The organism is Actinoplanes sp. GCM10030250, from assembly GCF_042666575.1.
Classification (GTDB): domain Bacteria; phylum Actinomycetota; class Actinomycetes; order Mycobacteriales; family Micromonosporaceae; genus Actinoplanes.
Map to the genome: position 1 here is coordinate 194,185 of NZ_JBHTDO010000008.1, position 19,341 is coordinate 213,525.

15 protein-coding genes are annotated in these 19,341 nt (G+C 71.2%); 4 read left to right on the top strand and 11 right to left on the bottom strand.

What is annotated here, in order from left to right:
• The first annotated feature begins 3 nt into the window (after positions 1-3).
• Entirely contained in the window at positions 4-1,029 is a 1,026-nt protein-coding gene (locus tag ACFQV6_RS13990) for a hypothetical protein (RefSeq protein WP_378027874.1), read from the top strand.
• On the opposite strand, the gene ACFQV6_RS13995 is transcribed toward ACFQV6_RS13990, so the two are convergent.
• The 4 genes from ACFQV6_RS13995 to ACFQV6_RS14010 form a co-directional block, all read right to left on the bottom strand.
• Complete coding sequence (locus ACFQV6_RS13995; protein WP_378027875.1) at positions 986-2,266, bottom strand: lactate 2-monooxygenase; 1,281 nt, start codon at positions 2,264-2,266, stop codon at positions 986-988. The genes ACFQV6_RS13990 and ACFQV6_RS13995 overlap by 44 nt on opposite strands.
• Positions 2,267-2,328: 62 nt before the next feature.
• A complete protein-coding gene (locus ACFQV6_RS14000; protein ID WP_378027876.1) occupies positions 2,329-3,513 on the bottom strand; it encodes a CehA/McbA family metallohydrolase in 1,185 nt (394 codons plus the stop codon).
• A 258-nt stretch (positions 3,514-3,771) separates the two neighbouring features.
• Positions 3,772-4,164, bottom strand: a complete 393-nt coding sequence (locus ACFQV6_RS14005; protein WP_378027877.1) for a GNAT family N-acetyltransferase — start codon at positions 4,162-4,164, stop codon at positions 3,772-3,774.
• Positions 4,161-6,197, bottom strand: a complete 2,037-nt coding sequence (locus ACFQV6_RS14010; RefSeq protein WP_378027878.1) for a prolyl oligopeptidase family serine peptidase — start codon at positions 6,195-6,197, stop codon at positions 4,161-4,163. The genes ACFQV6_RS14005 and ACFQV6_RS14010 overlap by 4 nt, the downstream gene beginning before the upstream one ends.
• On the opposite strand from ACFQV6_RS14010, the gene ACFQV6_RS14015 reads away from it, so the two are divergent.
• On the top strand, positions 6,196-7,410 hold the full coding sequence (locus tag ACFQV6_RS14015; RefSeq protein ID WP_378027879.1) for a lycopene cyclase family protein: 1,215 nt from the start codon (positions 6,196-6,198) through the stop codon (positions 7,408-7,410). The two genes, ACFQV6_RS14010 and ACFQV6_RS14015, sit on opposite strands and share 2 nt — an antisense overlap.
• Positions 7,411-7,706: 296 nt before the next feature.
• Here ACFQV6_RS14015 and ACFQV6_RS14020 read toward each other — a convergent pair whose 3' ends face one another.
• The 7 genes from ACFQV6_RS14020 to ACFQV6_RS14050 all read right to left on the bottom strand — a co-directional run bounded on the left by ACFQV6_RS14020 (position 7,707) and on the right by ACFQV6_RS14050 (position 17,516).
• Complete coding sequence (locus ACFQV6_RS14020; RefSeq protein WP_378027880.1) at positions 7,707-9,086, bottom strand: glycoside hydrolase family 6 protein; 1,380 nt, start codon at positions 9,084-9,086, stop codon at positions 7,707-7,709.
• A 76-nt stretch (positions 9,087-9,162) separates the two neighbouring features.
• Positions 9,163-9,972 carry a carbohydrate ABC transporter permease gene (locus ACFQV6_RS14025; RefSeq protein ID WP_378027881.1) on the bottom strand — a complete coding sequence of 270 codons (810 nt, stop codon included), beginning with the start codon at positions 9,970-9,972 and terminating at the stop codon, positions 9,163-9,165.
• Complete coding sequence (locus ACFQV6_RS14030; RefSeq protein ID WP_378027882.1) at positions 9,969-10,862, bottom strand: carbohydrate ABC transporter permease; 894 nt, start codon at positions 10,860-10,862, stop codon at positions 9,969-9,971. The genes ACFQV6_RS14025 and ACFQV6_RS14030 overlap by 4 nt, the downstream gene beginning before the upstream one ends.
• Positions 10,863-12,179, bottom strand: a complete 1,317-nt coding sequence (locus ACFQV6_RS14035; RefSeq protein ID WP_378027883.1) for an ABC transporter substrate-binding protein — start codon at positions 12,177-12,179, stop codon at positions 10,863-10,865. It abuts the gene before it with no gap.
• Positions 12,180-12,187: 8 nt separating this feature from the next.
• Positions 12,188-14,260: a glycoside hydrolase family 36 protein gene (locus ACFQV6_RS14040; protein ID WP_378027884.1), complete on the bottom strand. Its 2,073-nt coding sequence runs from the start codon at positions 14,258-14,260 to the stop codon at positions 12,188-12,190.
• Between the two features lie 11 nt (positions 14,261-14,271).
• Positions 14,272-16,404, bottom strand: coding sequence for a carbohydrate-binding protein (locus tag ACFQV6_RS14045; protein ID WP_378027885.1), 2,133 nt, complete (start codon positions 16,402-16,404; stop codon positions 14,272-14,274).
• A 110-nt stretch (positions 16,405-16,514) separates the two neighbouring features.
• Positions 16,515-17,516, bottom strand: a complete 1,002-nt coding sequence (locus ACFQV6_RS14050) for a LacI family DNA-binding transcriptional regulator (RefSeq protein ID WP_378027886.1) — start codon at positions 17,514-17,516, stop codon at positions 16,515-16,517.
• 153 nt (positions 17,517-17,669) lie between these two features.
• On the opposite strand from ACFQV6_RS14050, the gene ACFQV6_RS14055 reads away from it, so the two are divergent.
• Positions 17,670-18,812, top strand: a complete 1,143-nt coding sequence (locus ACFQV6_RS14055; protein WP_378027887.1) for an alpha/beta hydrolase family protein — start codon at positions 17,670-17,672, stop codon at positions 18,810-18,812.
• A 32-nt stretch (positions 18,813-18,844) separates the two neighbouring features.
• The gene (locus tag ACFQV6_RS14060) at positions 18,845-19,339 is read left to right on the top strand and encodes a hypothetical protein (RefSeq protein ID WP_378027888.1); all 495 of its coding nucleotides are present in this window, start codon (positions 18,845-18,847) and stop codon (positions 19,337-19,339) included.
• Positions 19,340-19,341: the final 2 nt, after the last annotated feature.

The following is a 19,341-nucleotide window of genomic DNA, read 5'->3' on the forward strand; positions in this document are numbered from 1 at the left end:
GCGATGTTCTCGCGCCTGTTCCGCTCCGCACCCGCCAGGCCCGCCGGGCCCGCCGCGCCGCCGCTCGACCTCGACCCGGCGCTCGACGACCACCAGCTCCGGGCCGCGATCAGCCGCGCGGCGGCCGGCGACTGGACCGCCGCCCGTGACGTGGTAGCCGCAGCCGGCAGCGACTGGGAGCTGCGGGGCCGCCGGATCGGCCTGCTCGGCGGCGCCGCGACGGACGGCGACGCCTGGCTCTACGACTGGCTGCGGGCCGCACCCGAGGACCCGGCGGCGGTGTCGATCCAGGCCTCGATGCTGAACAGCCGGGCCGGCGACGCCCGTGGGTCCGCCCCGGCCGACCAGACGAGCGCCGAGCAGTTCCAGGCGTTCGCCGCCCTCTCCGACGCCGCCGCCGAGGTCAGCCGGCGGGCCGTCGCCCTGGCCGGACCGTACGACCCGACGCCGTACGTGGAACTGCTCGACGCCATGTTCGCCGACGGCCGCGTGCAGAGTCCCGAGTTCCGCGACGTGCTGGCCGAGGCGCGGCGGCGCGACCCGTTCCACTTCGACCTGCACGTCACCCTGGTGAGCCTGCTCTGCGAGAAGTGGTACGGCTCCCACGAGCAGATGTTCCAGGCCGCCCGCGAGGTGTCGGCAGCCGCACCGGCCGGCTCGAACACGGTGATGATGCCGTTCCTCGCCCACTTCGAGTACGCGATGCGCGAGTTCAGCTGGAACAAGTCCACCGGGCAGTCCGTTGCCGACACCGCGATGTACTTCCAGCGCCCCGAGGTGCAGCGGGAGCTCGACGCCTGCGCGGCCAAGTGGCGCGCCGGCCCGCACGGACCGTCCCGCGCGATGACCTGCCGCAACTGGCTGGCCCTGTACTACTTCCTGTCCAACCGCCCCGAGGAGGGCCGGCAGATGTTCGCCGAGATCGGCCCGTACGCCGGCTCGACGATCGTCTGGGCCTACTTCCTCGGCACCGTGGAGAACGGCTTCAGCGCGGCCTGGCGGTTCTGTCATCGAGCAGTTCCCGGGTGATGCCCGCGAGGTCGCTCACGCCGGTCAGTGCCATGGTCAGGTCGAGCTCGGCGACGATGTCGGTGATCACCTGCTCCACGCCGCGCTGCCCGGCGATGGCCAGCCCGTACATGTAGGGGCGCCCGAGAAGCACGGCGTCCGCACCGAGCGCGAGCGCCGTGAACACGTCGGCGCCGCTGCGGATGCCGCTGTCCATCAGCACGGCCGGCTCCGGGCCGACCGCCTCGCGGACCCGCACCAGCGCGTCGAGCGAGGCGATCGCGCCGTCCACCTGCCGGCCGCCGTGGTTGGAGACGACCACCGCGTCCACGCCCAGCTCGAAGGCGCGGCGGGCGTCGTCCGGGTGCAGGATGCCCTTGAGGACCACCGGCAGCCGCGTACGGTCGCGGACCGTGGCGATGTGATCCCAGCTCAGCCGCGGGTTCGAGTAGATGTCGAGGAACGTCTCGACCGAGGCGCGGGGCCGCGGCGAGCGCAGGTTCGCCCAGAACGAGCCCGGGTGGTTGCGCACGATGGAGAGCAGCGACCGGATCGCCGCCAGGGTCACCTGCGGTCGCGGGCCGGTCGAGGCCGGGCGCGCGTCGACCAGCTCCCGGAACCGGGGATCCGACGTGTACTGCCCGATGCCCAGCCCCTGCGCGAACGGCAGCGAGCCCAGGTTCAGGTCCTGCGGGCGCCAGCCCAGCACTGTCGTGTCCAGCGTGATCACCAGGGCGCCGGCGCCGATCGCCTCGGCCCGCTGGATCAGGCTGTCGACCAGGCCCTCGTCGGTGCTCCAGTAGAGCTGGAACCAGCGAGGCGTGTCACCCATCGCGGCGGCGGTCTGCTCCATCGGGGTGCCGCCCTGGTTGGTGAACACGTACGGGATCCCGGTCGCCGCCGCCGCCCTGGCCGTGTGCAGGTCGCTGTCCCGGTCGACCAGCTGCCCGGCACCGACCGGGGCGAGCAGGATCGGCGCGGGCAGCCGGGTGCCGAGCAGGTCGCGGGAGAGGTCACGCTCGGCGGCGCCGCCCAGCATCCTCGGCACGATCGCCCACCTGTCGAACGCCTCACGATTGTTGCGCATGGTCCGGCCCAGCCCCGCGCCGCCGGCCACGTACGCCCAAGCCTTGGCACTTGATGCCTTGCGCGCCTGGCGCTCGAGCTCGGTGAAGTCGGTCGGAACCGCGGGGCGCCGCCCGAGCACACCGGCCCGGTAGATCTGGTTCTGACGGAGGCGTCCGGGCCCTGCCGACATCGTGGTCTCCTCTCACCCTGTCCTGGGGAGGCACCAGTCTGTCACCGCAGCCGATCAAGGTGCTACGCGCTGAGCCACCAGGGGCTCGAGTAGGCCACACCCCAGTCGTTGCAGGGGTGGCCGGCCGGACCAGGCGACGCGTTCGCCTGACTCGGATCGGACACCCGCAGCACCACCCACGGCCCGTCCTCCAGATCCAGCGGCACGGTGAACTCGGTGACCCGCCCCGCCTGCGTCTCGATCACGTCGGCCACCGACGGTGCGGTCGTCCCCGGCCGCAGCACCTGGATGTTCAGCGGCTTGCCCGCCCACTCCGGGCCACGGTCCAGGTCCACCACGAACCGCACGTCACCCCTGGCGAACGGCAGGCTGCCACCCATCCGTACGCCCGACGCGCTCGCATCCAGCCGCAGCCCACTGACCCGGGTGGCGAAGAACCGCCGGTCCCGCAGCGCCGCCAGCACCCCGTTGCGGGTGTTCTCGACCGCCCACACCCCGGTCCGGCCCTTGCCCTCCGGGTAACCCCACTCGGTGCCGTGCTCGTCGGTCACGCCGGTCAGCCCGGTGCGCCAGCCGGCGTTCAGGCACGCGGTCAGTGGCGAGCTCTGCCCGCTCGACCAGCCGTCGAACAGGTAGTCGTCGCCGCGGTTGAACATCTCGAGGCCGACCATCTGCTCGCGCAGCGCGGCGTCGTACCTGAAGTTGTTGAACCGCAGCAGCTCCCGCCCGGGATGGTTGAAGCCGCCGATGCCGCCGGTCCGGCTGATCCAGTCGTACAGCTTGGACATGCTGCTGGAGCCGCCCAGGTCGGTGAAGCCGCCGGTGTACCAGACGTTCACGTGGCCCAGCAGCGGATGCGACCACTCGAACCCGCGCAGCGCGGTGTAGACACCCGGCACGTTGGCGGCGTCGGCGAGCTGCCCGGTGCGGTTCCACTCGGACTGCGAGAGGCCCTCGATCGCGAAGAGCGTGGTGTGGTCGGTGAGCGCCGCCACGTCCAGGCCGGCGTCGCGCATCGAGGCGAACGCCCTGGCTGGGTCGCCGTCGCCGTCCGACATCAGGGTGTGGTTGTGCAGGTCGGCGTGCACCAGGGCGGTGCCCTGGCTGATCGCCGAGGTGCGGGAGGCGCCGGTAGCGCCGGCACCGGCGACGGTGGTCGCCGCCGCCGATGCGGTTCCGGGTGTGGTGGCCAGCATCAGGAGGCCGCCGCTCCCGGCCAGGAGGGAACGCCTGCTCAGTTCGTTCATCCATACATTTGACTATCGATCCAGCACGATCGAATCGAAATTCTTCGAGAAGTCCTGCTGTTCTTCCGCTGTCCCGAAACCGGCTGATGAGCGGCGGCGCGCTCGGCCGGCCGTGGGTGCTGTGGCCGGGGGCCGCTGAACCCACGGGCCGGGAGGCGGCACTGCCAACCAGCTGGGTGGAGTGGCTGGCTGTGGGTGCTGTGCAGCACCCGGAGCCAGCCGGGTGGAGCGGGGCGGTGGCAGCCGGGCGGGAACGGGTCAGAGGGGCTTGGTGCACAGGACGTCGGGCATCGGGAGGTAGCCGAGGGTCTGCCAGAAGTGCAGGCCGGCGGTGTTGTCCGGCAGGACGAGCAGGTTGACGCGGGGGCAGCCGATCCGGCGGAAGCGCTCCTCGAGTTCGCTGACCAGGCGGGTCGCTATGCCCCGGCGGCGGTGGGCGGGGTGCACGGCGAGGCGGAGGATCCAGCCGCGCCGCCCGTCGTAGGTGCCCATGACCACCCCGGAGAGATCGCCGGAGACCAGGAACAGTTCCGGGTCGCGGGTCAGTTTGGCCTCCAGCTCGGCGCGCGGGACGACCTCGCGCCCGGCCGCCGCCCACACCGCCGCGACAGCCTCGTAGTCGTCCCACCGGAACGCACGGACGTCGGTCACGGGAGGGACCTGCGGAGGAAGTCGAGTTCGAACTCCCAGAGGTGGTCCAGGCCTGCGCCCATGTGGGTGGCGGCGGGCAGCGGCAGCACCGTGTGCGGGCGGCCGGCGGCCAGCAGCGCGGCGGAGAGTTTCATCGTGTGGACGGGGAGGACGTTGTCGTCGAGCATGCCGTGCACGAGGAGCAGCGGGCGGCGCAGGTGGGGAGCGTCGTCGATCAGGGAGCCTCGTGCGTACCCGTCAGGGTTTTCGTCAGGAAGGCCGAGCGTGCGCTCCTGCCAGTGTGTGCTGTAGAGCAGCTGGTCGGTGACCGGCGCACCGGCGACGGCGGCGTGGAAGACGTCGGGGCGGCGCAGCACGGCGAGGGCCGCCAGGTAGCCGCCCGCCGACCAGCCGCGGATGCCGACGCGGCCGAGGTCGAGGTCGGTGAACCGTTCGGCGGCGGCGTGCAGGGCGTCGACCTGGTCCTGCAGGCGCGGGCCGGCGTGGTCGTCGCCGCGGGCGCGTTCCCAGCGGGGCCCGCGGCCGGGGGTGCCGCGACCGTCGGCGACGACGACGGCGAAGCCCTGGTCGGCGAACCACTGTGACGCCCAGTAGCGGGAGCGGGCGGCGACGGCACGCTGGGCGGCCGTGCCACCGTACGGGTCCATCAGCACCGGGAGCCGCCCGGAACCCGGCTCGTACCCGGTGGGAAAGAGGACCGCGGTACGCAGGTCGCGCTCGCCCAGCCGCAGCAGGTGCACGACCGGGTGGATCGGTGGCAGCGCGGCCAGGCTGCGCAGCTCACGGCCGTCGACGGTGACGGTCTCGCCGGTCATCGTGTGCGAGGTGAGCACGGTGACACCCGCGGTACGGCTACCGGTGTGCAAGCCGGGCTCCGAGGTGATCCGAACCGGACCCGCCGCCGCGGACCAGGTCCACACATGCCGCTCGGCCGGATCCTCGCGCCCGGCGAACAGCACGGTGTCACCGTCGACGGCGAGCAGCTCCTCCATCTGCAGGCCGGGCGGGGTGACCGGAACGCCGCCGACGGTCAGCCGCCGGGTCTCGCCGTCGTCGGCGGTCCAGAGCAGCGCACCCGAAGAGGTGTGCGCGGGCACGCCCTCGACGATCGTGGTCCACCGCGAATCGGTGTCCTCCCTGACCAGCGTGGTCTGCCCGGTCGCCGGGTCGGCGGCGAGGATCCGCATCGCGGTCTGCCGGCGGTTCTGCACCACGACCAGCAGGCCGTGGCCGTCCCACTCGACCCGGGTCACGTACTCGAACGCGGCCCGGTCCCACACGATCGGCGCCCGGCTGCCGTCCAGGCCCAGTACGTGCAGGCTGACGTCGGCGTTCGGTGTGCCCGCGGACGGATAGCGCAACGCGGTCGGCGGGCGTTCCGGATGGGCGGGATCGGACACGTACCAGATCTGCACCGGACTGTTGTCGACCCGCGCGGCGAGCAGGCTGCGCCCGTCCGGCGCCCACCAGTAGCCCTCGAAACGGTCCATCGACTCGGACGCCTCGTGCTCGGGCAGGCCCCAGGTCACCTCCGGGCCGTCCGGTGCGGCGAGCAGCCGGTCGTCCTTGCCGTCGCGGCCGATCAGGCGCAGCTCGGCGTCACACACGTACGCCACTGTCGTACCGGACGGGTCGATCCTCGCCTCGGCGGCGGGCTCCCGAGCGCCCAGTTCGGTGACCTCGGCGGTGGCGACATCCACCGCGTACAGCCGGCCGGCGAGGGTGAAGACCGCCGTGCGAGCGGCGGCGTCGACGGCGTAGGAGCCGATGCCCGCTGATCGATCCCGGGCACGCTCGCGCCGTGCCTTCTCCCGCTCGGTCAGCTCCCCGCCCGGGCCCAGCAGCCCCGGATCGACCAGCCGGCGCTCCTCACCGCCTGCCACGTCATAGGACCAGAGGTGGCCGACCGGGTCCTCCCCGCCCTCCGTGCGCAGGAACAGCACCCGCGCGCCGTCCGGGGTGACCGTCAGCCGGCGCGGGAGCCCGAGCGTGAAACCTTGGGTGCGGGCGACCAGCCCGGGGAACGAGGTCATGCCCCTACTCTTTCGCAGCGGCGCCGGGGCCGGAAGCGATAATGGCGCGGTGGACGTCGACCTGGCACTGATCGGATTCGGCGGTGCCACGTCACTGCTGCTCACCGCCCTGGACCGGCACGGTGTGCGCGGGCTGCGCATCGCCGTCGTCGATCCGTCGCCGACGCGCGCGCATCGCACGTGGGCGTTCTGGACCGGGCCCGCCGACGACCTCGATCCGGTGCTGGACGCCGCCTGGCCGGCCGTCGACCTCTACGGGCCGTCCGGTCTGCGGCGGCTCGATCTGGGGCCCATGCGCTATGCCATGGTCCGATCAGATCCGGTCTTCGACCTTGCTGCCGAGGCAGCGCAAAGACTCCGGGCCGAGGTCGTCGTGGCGCAGGCCGCGTCGCTCACCGACGACGGGACGTCGGTCACGGTCCGTGACCCCACAGGGGCTTTGATCGTACGATCGAAGTGGGCTCTCGACTCCCGGCCGGCCCGGCCCGCACGCCCCGGGCGGACGTTCTGGCTTCAGCATTTCCGCGGGTGGTGGGTGCGCGCCGACAGCGACGTGTTCGATCCGGCGTCCGCGATCCTGATGGACTTCCGCACACCGCAGCCGGAGCGCGGGGTGTCGTTCGGATACGTGCTGCCGACCGGGCCGCGGACCGCGCTGATCGAGTACACGGAGTTCTCGCCGGAGCGGCTTGACGACGATGGTTATGACGGTGCGCTCAGGGCGTACGAAAAGCTCCTGGGCCTGAAGAATGTGACCGTCACCCAGGTCGAGGACGGTGCGATTCCGATGACCGACGCGCCGTTCGACCGGAGGCCGTCGGCGCGTGTGGTGCGCCTCGGTACTGCTGGTGGTGCGACCCGGCCGTCGACCGGCTACACGTTCTCGGCCATGCGGCGGCAGGCTGATCAGATCGCTGCTTCGCTGGCGGGGGGTGGTGCGCCGGTTCCCGCTGCTGCCTATCCGCGGCGGCATCTGTGGATGGATGCGGTGGCTTTGCGGGCCTGGGATCGGGGGCTGGTGGGTGCGCCGGCGTTTTTCGAGCGGTTGTTCACGCGGAATCCGCCGGGGCGGGTGCTGAGGTTTCTCGACGGGTTGACCACGCCGGGGGAGGAGGCGGCGTTGATGGCGTCCACGCCGCTGGTGCCGATGACGCGGGCGGCGGCTGGGGATCTGGTGGCTCGTTTCGGTCGCGGGTCGTTACCGCGGCGGTGAACCGTGCGATGTGGTTGCGGGCTGCGGCCTCGGTCCTGATCGTGCCGCTCGGCTGGCCCGCTCGGCTGGCCCGCTCGGCTTCCGCTCGGCTTCCGCTCGGCTGGTCCGCTCAGCTGGGCGTCAGCGGGGTGTTCGGCGGGATTTGGCACCGCTGAGGGCCAGCTGGGTTGGTGGGCTGGGCGTGAGCGGGGTGTTCGGCGGGATTTGGCACCGCTGAGGGCCAGCTGGGTTGGTGGGCTGGGCGAGGGAGGGGTGGGCTGGGGCGCGGTGGGGGCCGCGCCCCAGCTGGGGGATGGCTACGGGGAGGTGCAGGTGAGGGTCGGGGAACCGGGGGTGCCCGAGGCGATGAAGCCGAAGGTGGTGGAGCCGTCCGCGGGCAGGTTGCCGTTCCAGGAGACGTTGCGGACGCTGGCGGTGGAGCCGGAGCTGGTCAGGGTGCCGTTCCAGACCTGGCTGATCGTGGAGCCGGACGGGAGGGTCCAGGAGACCGTCCAGCCGCTGGGCGTGCCGTTGCCGGCCCGCACTCTCACCTCACCCTGGTAGCCGCCGTTCCATGTGCTCACCGCGGTCAGGGTCGCACCGCAGGCCCCGGCCGGGAAAGACGGCGACGACGACGGGGACGAGGACGGTGACGACGACGGCGAGGAGGACGGGGACGAGGAGGGGGAGGACGACGGGGACGATGACGGGGAGGAGGAGGGCGACGGCGGGTTGGTGGCGCTGCTGGCCAGGCTGTAGGCGAGGTCCGGCTGGAAGGAGCCGGCCGCGTACCGGCAGCCGTCCGCCTCGCCGGGCGGCTTGATCCACAGGTAGGCGTCGATGTTCGCGTCGCCGGTGCTGACGGTCGGGTACTGGCCGATCCGCCGGTCGGTGTTGTCGTCGCCGCACCAGTCGCCGCTGGCGCCGCCGTTACGGCTGGTGTCGATCACCTGGCGCTTGCCGCTGGCGCCCTGGCCGTTGAGGGCGTTGATGATGCCGCGCCCGAAGTTGGCCTCCGCGCTCGTCGGCTGGAAGTTGGAGGCGTTGGTGTAGAAGCCGTCGGCCGAGGCGATGCCGGCCGCGACGAGGCGGCTGGCCTGCTCGGAGGCGCTGTTCCAGGCGGAGTGGCCACCGTCGAGGTAGACTTTGGCGTTCGGGTTGCCGGACTTCAGCGTCTGGGTGGCGGTGCGCAGCGCCTGGTTCCGGGCGGCGATCTCGCTGCTGCTCAGGCAGGTGAGCAGCGCGATCGAGTCGGGTTCCAGGTTGATGATGACGGTCCGGTTGCCCAGGTTGCCGGCGATGTTGGTGATCCACTGCTGGTACTGGTTCAGGTCGGGCGCGCCGCCGGAGCTGGCGCCGCCGCAGTCACGGTTGGTGATGCCGTAAACGGTCAGGGCCGGGATCTGCCCCGCGGCATTGGCGCCCGCGATGTAGGTGGCGGTCTCGCCGCCGATGGTGGAGATGTTGAAGTTGGACAGCCAGCGGCTGGCCGGCTGGCTGGCGACCCGGTCGCGGATCACCGTGGCGCGCGAGTCGCCCGAGTTGGACTGGAGCCAGCGGGCGACGGGGGTGTTCGGGTCACGGTAGAGGGTTCCGGAGATCGTGCCGGCGGAGGCGGTGCCGGTGACGATCATGACACTGGCGGCCGCCACGGTGGTACAGGCCGCAGCGACAGCCATAACGCGGGATCGAGACATGTGGCTCTCCTGGGAACGGGAAGTGGGAGCGCTCCCAAGTTAACTGTATCGATGTCTCGGGGCAACATTTACGACATCACTTCACGGCTCCGCTGGTGATTCCGGAGATCAGTTGGCGCTGGGCGACGGCCAGGACGGCCAGCAGCGGCAGGCTCATCAGCACGACGTAGGCGAAGATCAGGTGCCAGTTGTTCAGGTAGAGCCCGGCGCTCGCCACCTGGAACAGGTTGAGCGGCAGCGTGTCCATCCGCCCGCCCACCACGAAGAACGCGTAGAACACGTCGTTCCAGACGTAGAGGCAGACCAGGATCGTGACGGTGGCCAGCACGGGCCGCAGCATCGGCAGCACCACCCGGCGGAAGACCAGCATCGGGCCGGCGCCGTCGATCCGGGCCGCCTCCTCGACCGAGGTGGGGATCGTGCGGACGAAGCCGGTCACGAAGAAGATCACTGTGGACATGTAGATGCCGAGGTAGACGCCGATCATCCCGGTCACGGTGCCGGCCAGCCCGAGCTGGCGCAGCAGCAGGACCACGGTGACGACCGCCGGCGGCAGGACGATCCCGCTGATCGCGAAGGCGTAGCAGACGGCTGTCCACCGGGAGCTGCGCCGGGCCAGCACCCACGCCGCCATCGAGCCGACGACCAGGGCGATGAGCACGGTGGGTACCACGATCAGCAGGCTGCCGAGGAACGCCGCCGGTACCCGGCCCTCGGTCCACACCTGGCCGAGGTTCGCCAGCAGTTGCCAGTCCGACGGGGGTGAGAGGTCCGGGGTCAGGGCCTCGCCCTGTGACTTGCCCGCGGTGGCCACCACCAGCCACAGCGGCAGGCCCAGGACGAGCAGCGCCAGGAGGACCGCGAACCAGGGCTGGAAACGTCTCACAGGACTTCCTCTCGCCGGCGCAGCATGGCGATGACCGGGAAGGCCAGCAGCGCCACCAGCAGGAACAGGACCAGGCTCATCGTGGTGGCCTGGGCGAACAGGCCCTGGCCGAAGGTCCGGTAGATGAAGATGTTGAGGATCTCGGTGGTGCGGGCCGGACCGCCGCCGGTGGTGGCCTGCACGATGTCGAAGCCGTTCATCGAGCCGAGCAGGGCGGTGGCCACGTTGAACGTGACGGCGGGGGCGAGCAGCGGGAACCGTACGGACCAGAAGGACCGCCACCGGGACGCCCCGTCGATGCGGGCCGCCTCGATCACGTCCTCCGGGATGGTCTTGAGCCCGGCCAGGTAGATGAGCATGGACAGTCCCATCCACTTCCAGGCGTGGATCACGGCGACCACCACGATCGTCCACGTCGTGTCGCCGAGCAGCGCGTGCTCCAGGCCCAGGCCGCCGCCCGGCTTGAGCAGCGCCTGGAAGATGTAGCCGACGGCCAGCGCGGACATCAGGACCGGGATCAGGAACGCCACCCGCAGGATCCGGTTGACCACGGTGTCGCGTTCGAGCAGCACGGCCAGCCCGAACCCGAACACGTTCTGGAAGATCGCAACCAGCACCGCGTACACGAGGGTGATTCTGACCGCGCGCAGCAGCGTGCCGTCACTGGTCAGGCCGGTGAAGTTGGCGAAGCCGACCGGGTTGATGGCGGCCTTGAAGCTGGACCAGTCGGTGAACGCGTAGATGAAGTTGAACAGTGTCGGCAGCAGGAAGAAGACGCCGAGCAGCACGAACGCGGGAATGAGGAACCACAGCGGGTGGTCGTGCCGCTGGATCCTCGCCCGGGGGGCCGCAACGGCCGGCGGGGCCGGCCGTTGCAGGACGGCTGTCATCTATGCTCCGGGGATCTTGTAACCGGCGGCCGTCGCGAGCTGGACGAACTGCTTCTGCGTCGCGGTAGCCACCTGCTCGGGCGTCATCGTGCCGTTGATCATGTCGGCGAGGTTCAGGTAGAGGTCCGGGTTGGCGACCGCCAGGGCCTGCATGGAGCCGACCGAGGTGGGCAGCGCGGCGTGCACGTCGACGAGGGCCGTCGGGACACCGGCCGGGTTGGGCACGGCCGGCTGCAGCGACACGGTCTTGCGGTCGGCGACGAACGCGGCGTAGTTCGGCCCGAGCCAGAACGCGAGCAGCTGGCGGGCCGCCGACTCGCGCTTGTCGTCGCCGGTGCGGAAGGCGACGAGCGCGTTCGACTGGTCCGGGATGAACGTGCCGATGTTGCCGGACGGCGCGATCGGGAAGAAGCCGATCTTCTTGTCCAGCTCGGCGGTGTCCGCCTTGGCCTGGAGCTGACCGAAGAACGAGTTGACCTGCACCGCCATCGCCGCCTTGCCGCTGAGCAGCGCGGCGCCCTGGTCGTCGAAGGTGGCGGTCTTGATGTCGCTGTTGAACAGGCCCTCTTTGATCAGGTCCTGGTAGCGGGTGATCGTCCGGACCACCTCGGGACTGGAGAACGTGGCGGCACCACTGTTGATCCGGTCCCACAGGCCGTTCTTGGCCTCGTCGGCGAGCTGCACCTGCACCCACCACTGGGTGGCCCACCGGTCCCCGCCCATCTCGAAGAACGGCGTCACGCCCTTCTTCTTCAGGCCCTGGGCGACCGTGATCATCTCGTCGAAGGAACCGGGCAGTTCGGTGATCCCGTTGGCCGCGAAGACCTCCTTGTTGTAGTAGACGCCCTGGACCGCGGGGCTGGTGACCAGGGCCGCGTACCGGGTGTCGTCGAGGATGCCGGTGATGTCGCGCAGCGCCGGGTCGACCTGCGGGAGCCACGGAGCGCCGGTGAGCGGCTGAAGGTTGGTGCGGGCGTTCAGTGCGGTCAGCATCGAGGCGGTGGGCTGCCAGAACGCCAGGTCCGGCTTGTCGCCGGTGGCGACCTTGGTCTGCACGCCCTGCTCATAGGGGTCGGGGATGGTGACGACCTTGACGGTCGCGCCGGTCGCCTCCTGGAACGCCGTGATCACCTGGTCGGGCACGGTGTTGCTGTTCTGGGCGGACCAGATGGTCAGGTTGACGCCGTCGAGCTTGGTCGCCGGGTCCGGCCAGCCGGTGGACGCCCCGGTGGGGCCCTCCGCCGAGGGGTCGCTGCACGCTCCGAGGCCGAGCGTCAAGGCCGTCGCCAACGCGACGGCGCGGGTCCACTTGCGCATGGTGGCTCCTATCGATCTTGCGGGGAGAGGGTGAACAGACGCGCCGCCGGCCCGGTGTCGCCGGCATCTATTTCGAGAACGCCTGCCGCCGGGTCCCAAGAACAGGACCACGACCGCAGATGTACGGGGTAAAGCACTTCGATCCGCACGGACGAGTCCTTCAGGTGCGGCAGATCGAGCCGGGTCACCGCCGGCCCGCCGCGCTTCCAGACGCCGAGGTGGGTCGTGCCGCCCGTGACCAGGCCGAGGCTGATCCACGGGTCGTCCCAGCCCGGGAGCCCCGACGGCCAGATCGGCACCGCCTGTTTGAGGCCGGCCCGGATCCGCTGGTAGGCCGTCACGGCGGCGCGTACCGAGGCGAGTTGCGGTGCGCTCATCGCGTCCAGCCGGCCGGAGAGGTAGAGACGTCCGAGCATTCCGGTGCACAGGGCGTACGCCATCTGCTCGTCGCTCATCTCCGGTTGGGGATAGGCCCAGTTCGCGGCCTGCTCCGGCAGGATCGACAGCGGCGCGGCAGCGGCGATGGGCGGGTAGCGTAACCAGTCCTGCTGATCACTTGTGGACTGCAGCTGCATGCGGGACAGCAGCGCGTAGTCCATCCGCATCGCGCCTGACGCACAGTTCTCCAGGGTGAGGCCGGGGTGCCGCTCGGCGAGCCGGTCCAGCCAGGCCAGGTGGGCGCGGTTGTGGCCGAGCAGCCCGGCGCCGGCGCTTGCCGCGTCGTGGTCGGTGCCGGCGCCCGGGTCGACGTTGTAGTCCAGCTTGAGATAGCCGACACCCAGCTGCTCGACGAGGCGGTCGACCACCTCGTCGAGATGCGCGACAGCGGCCGGATGCCGCAGGTCGAGGTGGTAGCGGTCGTGCTCGACGACCCGTTCGCCGTGCCGGCGCAGGAAGGCCTCCGCCGGCAGCTTGTCGGCGGCCGGGCTGCGCACGCCGATCACCTCCGGCTCGAGCCAGAGCCCGGGCCGCAGGCCGCGCTCGCGGATCCGGGCGAGCACCTCCTCGATCCCGCGCGGGAACCGGGACTCCGAGGGCTGCCACTCGCCGACGCTGTCCCACCAGTCGGTGCCGTTGTCGTACCAGCCGGCGTCGACGCAGAACACCTCGGCGCCGGCGGCCGCGGCGGCGTCGATCAGCGGGAGCAGCTTGGCCGTGGTCGGGTCGCCCATCAGCGTGTTCATGTAGTCGTTGAAGACCACCGGCAGTTCACGCCGGTCCGGGTGGTCGCGGACCAGCGTGCGGCGGTGCGCGGTCAGGGCCGCGGCGGCACCGGCCAGGCCGCCGCGGTCACTGACGGCGATCGAGACGGGTACGGTCTCGAACTCCTCGCCGGGCACCAGCAGATGCTGCCACTGGTGATCGGCATCGGTCGGCCCGAGCAGCGCGACGTAGACGCCGCCGAGCTGTTCGCCGGTCTCCCAGCGCCACGGGCCGTTGTGTTCCACCTGCCAGAGCAGCCCCCGGCCGTCGTCGCCGAGCAGCCCGCCGGTCGGCAGCCGGCGCCCGGTCGACCAGGTGCCGGTGCTGACCGCCCGGAACCCGCCCCGGCCGTCCTGACCGTGCAGGGCCAGGTTCAGGTCGGGCGCCGCGCTGTCCCGGAGCCGCCGCCGCTGCCAGCGGCCCTCGCCCAGCCATTCGCTGTCGGCGTGCACCAGGTCCAGGGAACCGGCGCGATCGGGTACGGCCATCGCGAACGACGTGACCCCGAGCAGCAGCACGGGCTCGGGGCCGTCGTTGCGTACCGTCGTCGTCACCCGGAAAGCGGGAACACCGTCGGCCGAGGAGAACCGCAGGCGTACGGCCAGGCCGGTGACCGGATCACGCAGATCGAGCTCCAAACGGTGCTCGCCGCCGGCGGCGTGCCGGGTGTGCCCGGCGTAGGCCAGCCGGCGGCCGATCGCGGTGCCGACGGCCCGCTGCGAAACCTGCGCCCGCCCCTGACCGGGAGTGATCAATTCGGCCAGCGGCTGCCCGGACCGGGACGAGGCCCCGTCGTCACCGGCGGTCAGGCTCCGGACGGTGACCGGAGCGCCGGTGTCGATGACCAGGCACAGCGAACGGTGTCCCCAGGTGATCAAAGTGAGTCTCCTCAGCCCAGTGGGGCGGCGATCTTGATGTAGTCGATGTTCGGGACGTAGCCGGCCGAGGCGTTCGAGAACCGGATCGTGTTGGCGCCGGCCGTCAGGGTCACGTCGACGACCTTGGTGCGATAGATCGACCAGCCGAGCGTGTTGCGGTAGTAGGCGCGGCCGGCACCGGCGCCGTTCACGGTCAGGTCGGCGTAGCGGTCGACGATGTTGGAGTTGTAGTTCGTCGCGCCGGGGCCGAGCTCACCGTTGGCGTAACCGACGATCAGCCGGTAGCGGCCCGCGGCCGGGGCGGTGACATTGGTGAAGGTCAGCGTGTTGTTCGCGCCCGCACCGAGCCAGCCGACGTACTTCCCGCCGGACGCGGCCGCGTCGTTGACCACCGCCGCCGCACCGGCGAGCTGGTTGCCGCTCGCCTCGGCCTGGTAGGTGGTGATCGTCCCGGTCGCCGGCGTCACGTCCAGGTAGTCGACGTTGACGGCGTCCCGGTCGTCGGTGGCGTAGGCGCCCACGTCGATCCGGTTGATGCCGGCCTTGAGGAAGACCTTGGCGGTGACCGTGTTCCAGGTGTTCCAGTCGGCCGTGCCGGGCAGGGCAAGATCGGTCAGCGTGCTGCCGTTCAGCGTGATCCGCGCCGACCGGTTCGCCGGGGCGCCGGTGTACGGGCCGGCCGAGTACCGCAGGCCGACGTTGTAGTAGCCGTCGTCCGCCGCGGTCACCACGAACTTGGTGCTCGCGTTCGTGCTGCCGCCGTAGCCCTCGGTGAAGTAGGTCCCGGAGTAGCCGGTGCCCGTCCCGTAGGTGACCCGGGCCGACCCGCCGAGCGCCGCGTACTCCGCCTCGTAGCGCGAGGAGCTGCCGACGGTGGTGCGGTCGGTGTCCGGCGTGACGATCAGCTGGTACGCGCTCGAGCCCTTCAGCCCGCTGAGCGGCACGGTGATCTGCCCGCCGCTCGCCGTGTAGTCACCCTCGGTCAGCAGGTAGGGCCCGGGAGCCGGGTTGAGCCCGGAGCTGTCCACGCCCCACACGCTCACGTGCACCCGGCTGCCCTGGACGTTGCGGACCACGACATCGGTGGCGTAGGTGCCGCTCGCCGTCGTGTTGCCGCCGAAGATCAGCCGGCCCTGCTTCTTGGCCGGGTCCCAGGCCGCGACCCCCTGCAGCGAGCCGTTACGGGTGGGCGGGGTGACCGCGACGGTGGTGCCGGTCAGGTCGCCGTACCACTTGTAGAGCCACCACGCGCCGGTCGCCTGGTTGTTGCGGGTGACCAGGTCGTTGAGGCCGCCGGCCGTCGTCCAGTAGGCGAGGCAGCCGTCCACCTTGCTGTTCTCGAACCGGCTCACGTACTGCACCAGGTTGCCGGGGACACCGAGGTCACCCGACGACCTGCCGTACTCGTTGATGCTGATCGGGCGGGCGCTGATACCCAGGTCCGACTCGATCCGGCGGTAGTCGGCGAGGTGGTCGTACCAGCCGGTGAAGAAGTCGTTGCCGAGCTCGTGCCAGGTGGTGACGTCGGGCAGCACGCCGTTGGACCGCGCGGCGGTGTAGAACGTGCGCATGTCGGCGGCCCGGTAGCTCGCGAAGTTCGGCCCGGCGATGCGAGCCTGCGAGTCGATCGAGCGGATGCGCTGGTAGACCGTACGCCAGTCGGCGATCAGCCCGTTGAGGTTGTTCTGGTACCAGATCAGGTCGGGCTCGTTGAACGGCACGTACACGTAGGACGACCGGTTCGGGTCGGCGACCACCTTGCGGGTCATCGTGTCGACCTTCGCCAGGTAGTCGTTGATGCCGAGGTTCTCGTACGGCCACTGCTGGTAGATGTCCTGCATGTAGATCTGGATGTCGCGCCCGCCGGTGCGCTTGAACAGCGGCGCGATCTTCAGGGCGTCGCCGTTCGGATGCTGCAGCCCGTCCGGCGCCTTCTGCGCGGTGACCTGCGGCTTCAGGGCGGCGAGCATGTTCTCGTCGGGGATGCCCTCGTCACCGAGTCCGTAGAGGAAGCCGGTGGCGCCGTACTTCAGGGCGCCGGTCGGCGCGGCGAGGTCGACGGCGAGCTGGGGGTTGGCGGCCGCCGCGGGGACAGCGGGCGCCAGGACGGCCAAGAGGGTGAGTACGGCTAGCGGAGCTCTCATGACACAGATACCTCCGGGGGATGATGTGACCGGTCACACGCTGGGCTGAGTGTGACCGGTCACACCGGGGTTTGAGTAGCCCCCGTTACCGTTCCGTTACAGGTGGATGTCTACTTCGGCCGGCCGGTGGACTCGCGGACCACCAGATGCGGTTCGTCGAGAACCGCCTCCGGGCCGGGCAGGCCGCTGATCTCGGCGGCGATCGCCGCCACACAGGCCCGGCCGAGGCCGACGAAGTTCTGCCGGACCGTGGTCAGCGCCGGCGTCCAGTACGCGCACCCCGGCACGTCGTCGAAGCCCACGATGCTCACCTCGCCCGGCACGTCGCGCCCGGCCTCGTGCAGGGCCCGGCGCACGGCCAGCGCGATGTCGTCGTTGCCGCACAGGATCGCGGTCACCCCCGGGTCGGCGGCCAGCTCCTGCCCGGCGCGGAAGGCGGACGCGACGTCCCAGCCGGCCGTGACCACCGGCGGTGCTGCCAGCCCCGCCTCCGAGAGGGCGTCGCGCCAGCCGGCCTGGCGGCCCATGGCGCCGGTCTCGGACGGGATGGCCACGTGGTGCACGGTGGCGTGCCCCAGGTCGAGCAGGTGCCGGGTGGCCTCCCGGGCCGCCGGGCGCTCGTCCAGGAAGATCATGCGCCGGTCCACCCCGGCCAGGCCGCCGGCTTCGGTGGCGGCGACCGCGGGCACCTCGGCGGGCAGGGCCCGGAGCACCGCAGCCCCGGCCGGGTCGAAGGCCACCACGATCACGCCGCCCGCGCTGGCGTCGCTCACGTAGTCGGCGGCGGACCGCACGTCGGCGGGGTCGCCGGACTCGATCACCCGGATGCCGACCGGCAGGCCCTCGACCCGGGCGGCCTCCTCGACGCCCTGCAGCACGCGGGCGTAGCCGTAGAGCACGGTGTCGGAGGTGAGCACGGTGACCGCGCCGGCCCGGCCCAGGTTCAGCGCCCGCGCCGCCCGGTTCGGCCGGTAGCCCAGCCTGCTGATCACGTCGAGGACGTGCTGCCGGGTCTCGGGACGCACCCGGGGCGACTCGTTGAGCACCCGGGAAACGGTCTGGTACGACACTCCCGCCATCGCCGCCACGTCACGGATGCTCGGCTGACTCACCCCGCCATCGTGGTTCCCCGCCGACACCGAGGTCAAATGCGGGTCGTACACCCCGCGGATGACGGGCCGCCGGAAAATCCATCCTGCGCCCGAGGCGTCCCACCGCGGCGCGCTCCTAGCATCGGCTCACTTCTATGGAAGGGAGTTGAGGTCATGGGGGAGAAACGAGTCTGGGGATGCGCCCTCGTCGCGGCCCTGGTCACCCTGGTGGCGGCCGGCAGCCCGGCGCGGGCGAGCGAGCCGCTGCACCTGACGGCACCGACCGGTCCGCACCGGGTCGGCGCCACCGACCTGTATGTGAAGGACACGTCCCGCAGCGATCCGTGGGTGCCGTCGCAGAATTACCGGGAGCTGATGGTCACGGTCTGGTACCCGACCGATGCCCGTCGCGGCACGGCCACCGAGTATCTGTCGGCCGAGGAGTCCCGGCTCATGGTGACCGGTAAGGGGCTGGAGGGCGTACCTCCGGAAATCTTCAGCACAGTGCGGACGTACGCCCTCGCCGGCGCGCCACCGGCCGGACGGGCGCGCAGCCTTCCGCTGGTCGTGCTGTCGCCGGGATACACCCAGCCGCGGGCCACGCTCACGGCCCTGGCCGAGGACCTGGCCAGCCACGGCTATGTGGTGGCGGGCGTGGACCACACCTACGAGAACCACGCGATCACCTTCCCGGACGGTCGCATCGCCGGGTGTGTGGCCTGTGAACAGGACAGCGAACGGCCGTTCTTCGGCAAGCTCTACCAGAGCCGCGCCGCCGACGTCTCGTTCGTGATCGACCGGCTGACCGGCCGTCACCCCGCCTGGCGCGGCAGCCGGCTGATCGACGCCACGCGCATCGGCATGTCCGGCCACTCGGCCGGCGGCGCGAGCGCGATCGCGGCGATGGTGCGTGATCCGCGCATCGACGCCGGGATCAACATGGACGGCACCACGGACACCGGAGGCGCGAGCATGATCCCGCCGGCCGGCTTCCCGCGGCCGTTCCTGTGGTTCGGCGCGCCGCACCACGCGCCCACGCCGGAGGGCCAGGACCCGTGGTGGGACCGGGATCACGCGGCGATGACCGGGTGGAAGCGCTGGATGACGGTGGCCGGCACCGTGCACGCGTCCACCAGTGATCTCGCGCTCTTCGCCGACCAGCTCGGCATCGACATCGGCGCCACCACGTCGGGGGAGCGGGCCGTCGAGATCATGCGCCGCTACAACCTGGCGATGTTCGACCAGCATCTGCGGCACCACCCGCAGCCGCTGCTGGACGCGCCGTCCTCCCGCTATCCGGAGGTCGTCTTCGCTTGACCCGATCCGCGGGCTGTCCGAAAGTAGAGCTCATGTCTTGGTTGCGGCGATCGCATCACACCGTTCCCGGCGTCCCGTCCGTCAAGTCGAGCGGCGGCTGGGACGCTTTCCGGGCGACCGATCTCGCCGATCAGGCGGTGGTGGCCGAGGCGCTGGCGCGGGCGCCGAAGACCTTCGCCGACCTGGTCTTCGAGCCGGGCAGCCCGGAGCTGGCGCTGTCACACCGGCAGTTGCTGGCGGACATCGGGATCGCCACCAGGGACGGGTCGCACTGGTCGCTGGGCGTCGGTGACGAGAGCAAGGCGGTCATCGACACCGGTCCGGACGTCTTCGACGACGACCTGGTGGTGGAGGCGCTCACCGCACAGCCCGGCGTGGTCGGGGTCTCGCACCCGGACCGCGAGGAGTACGAGATCCGGGTGGCCGAGCCGGTCCGCGCCGACCAGGCCCTCGCGCTGTTCCTGGACGCGATCAGTCAGGCGCACCGGGAGCTGGCCCGGCGGTTGCGGGTCGACATCGCCGAGTGACT

Excerpts from the sequence above, each read along its gene's own strand:
- ACFQV6_RS14015 (WP_378027879.1), top strand. The coding sequence starts at position 6,196 with ATGCCCCTACTCTTTCGCAGCGGCGCCGGGGCCGGAAGCGATAATGGC.
- ACFQV6_RS13995 (WP_378027875.1), bottom strand. The coding sequence starts at position 2,266 with ATGTCGGCAGGGCCCGGACGCCTCCGTCAGAACCAGATCTACCGGGCC.
- ACFQV6_RS14035 (WP_378027883.1), bottom strand. The coding sequence starts at position 12,179 with ATGCGCAAGTGGACCCGCGCCGTCGCGTTGGCGACGGCCTTGACGCTC.
- ACFQV6_RS14000 (WP_378027876.1), bottom strand. The coding sequence starts at position 3,513 with ATGAACGAACTGAGCAGGCGTTCCCTCCTGGCCGGGAGCGGCGGCCTC.
- ACFQV6_RS14055 (WP_378027887.1), top strand. The coding sequence starts at position 17,670 with ATGGGGGAGAAACGAGTCTGGGGATGCGCCCTCGTCGCGGCCCTGGTC.
- ACFQV6_RS14060 (WP_378027888.1), top strand. The coding sequence starts at position 18,845 with ATGTCTTGGTTGCGGCGATCGCATCACACCGTTCCCGGCGTCCCGTCC.
- ACFQV6_RS14045 (WP_378027885.1), bottom strand. The coding sequence starts at position 16,404 with ATGAGAGCTCCGCTAGCCGTACTCACCCTCTTGGCCGTCCTGGCGCCC.
- ACFQV6_RS14010 (WP_378027878.1), bottom strand. The coding sequence starts at position 6,197 with ATGACCTCGTTCCCCGGGCTGGTCGCCCGCACCCAAGGTTTCACGCTC.
- ACFQV6_RS14030 (WP_378027882.1), bottom strand. The coding sequence starts at position 10,862 with ATGACAGCCGTCCTGCAACGGCCGGCCCCGCCGGCCGTTGCGGCCCCC.
- ACFQV6_RS13990 (WP_378027874.1), top strand. The coding sequence starts at position 4 with ATGTTCTCGCGCCTGTTCCGCTCCGCACCCGCCAGGCCCGCCGGGCCC.
- ACFQV6_RS14020 (WP_378027880.1), bottom strand. The coding sequence starts at position 9,086 with ATGTCTCGATCCCGCGTTATGGCTGTCGCTGCGGCCTGTACCACCGTG.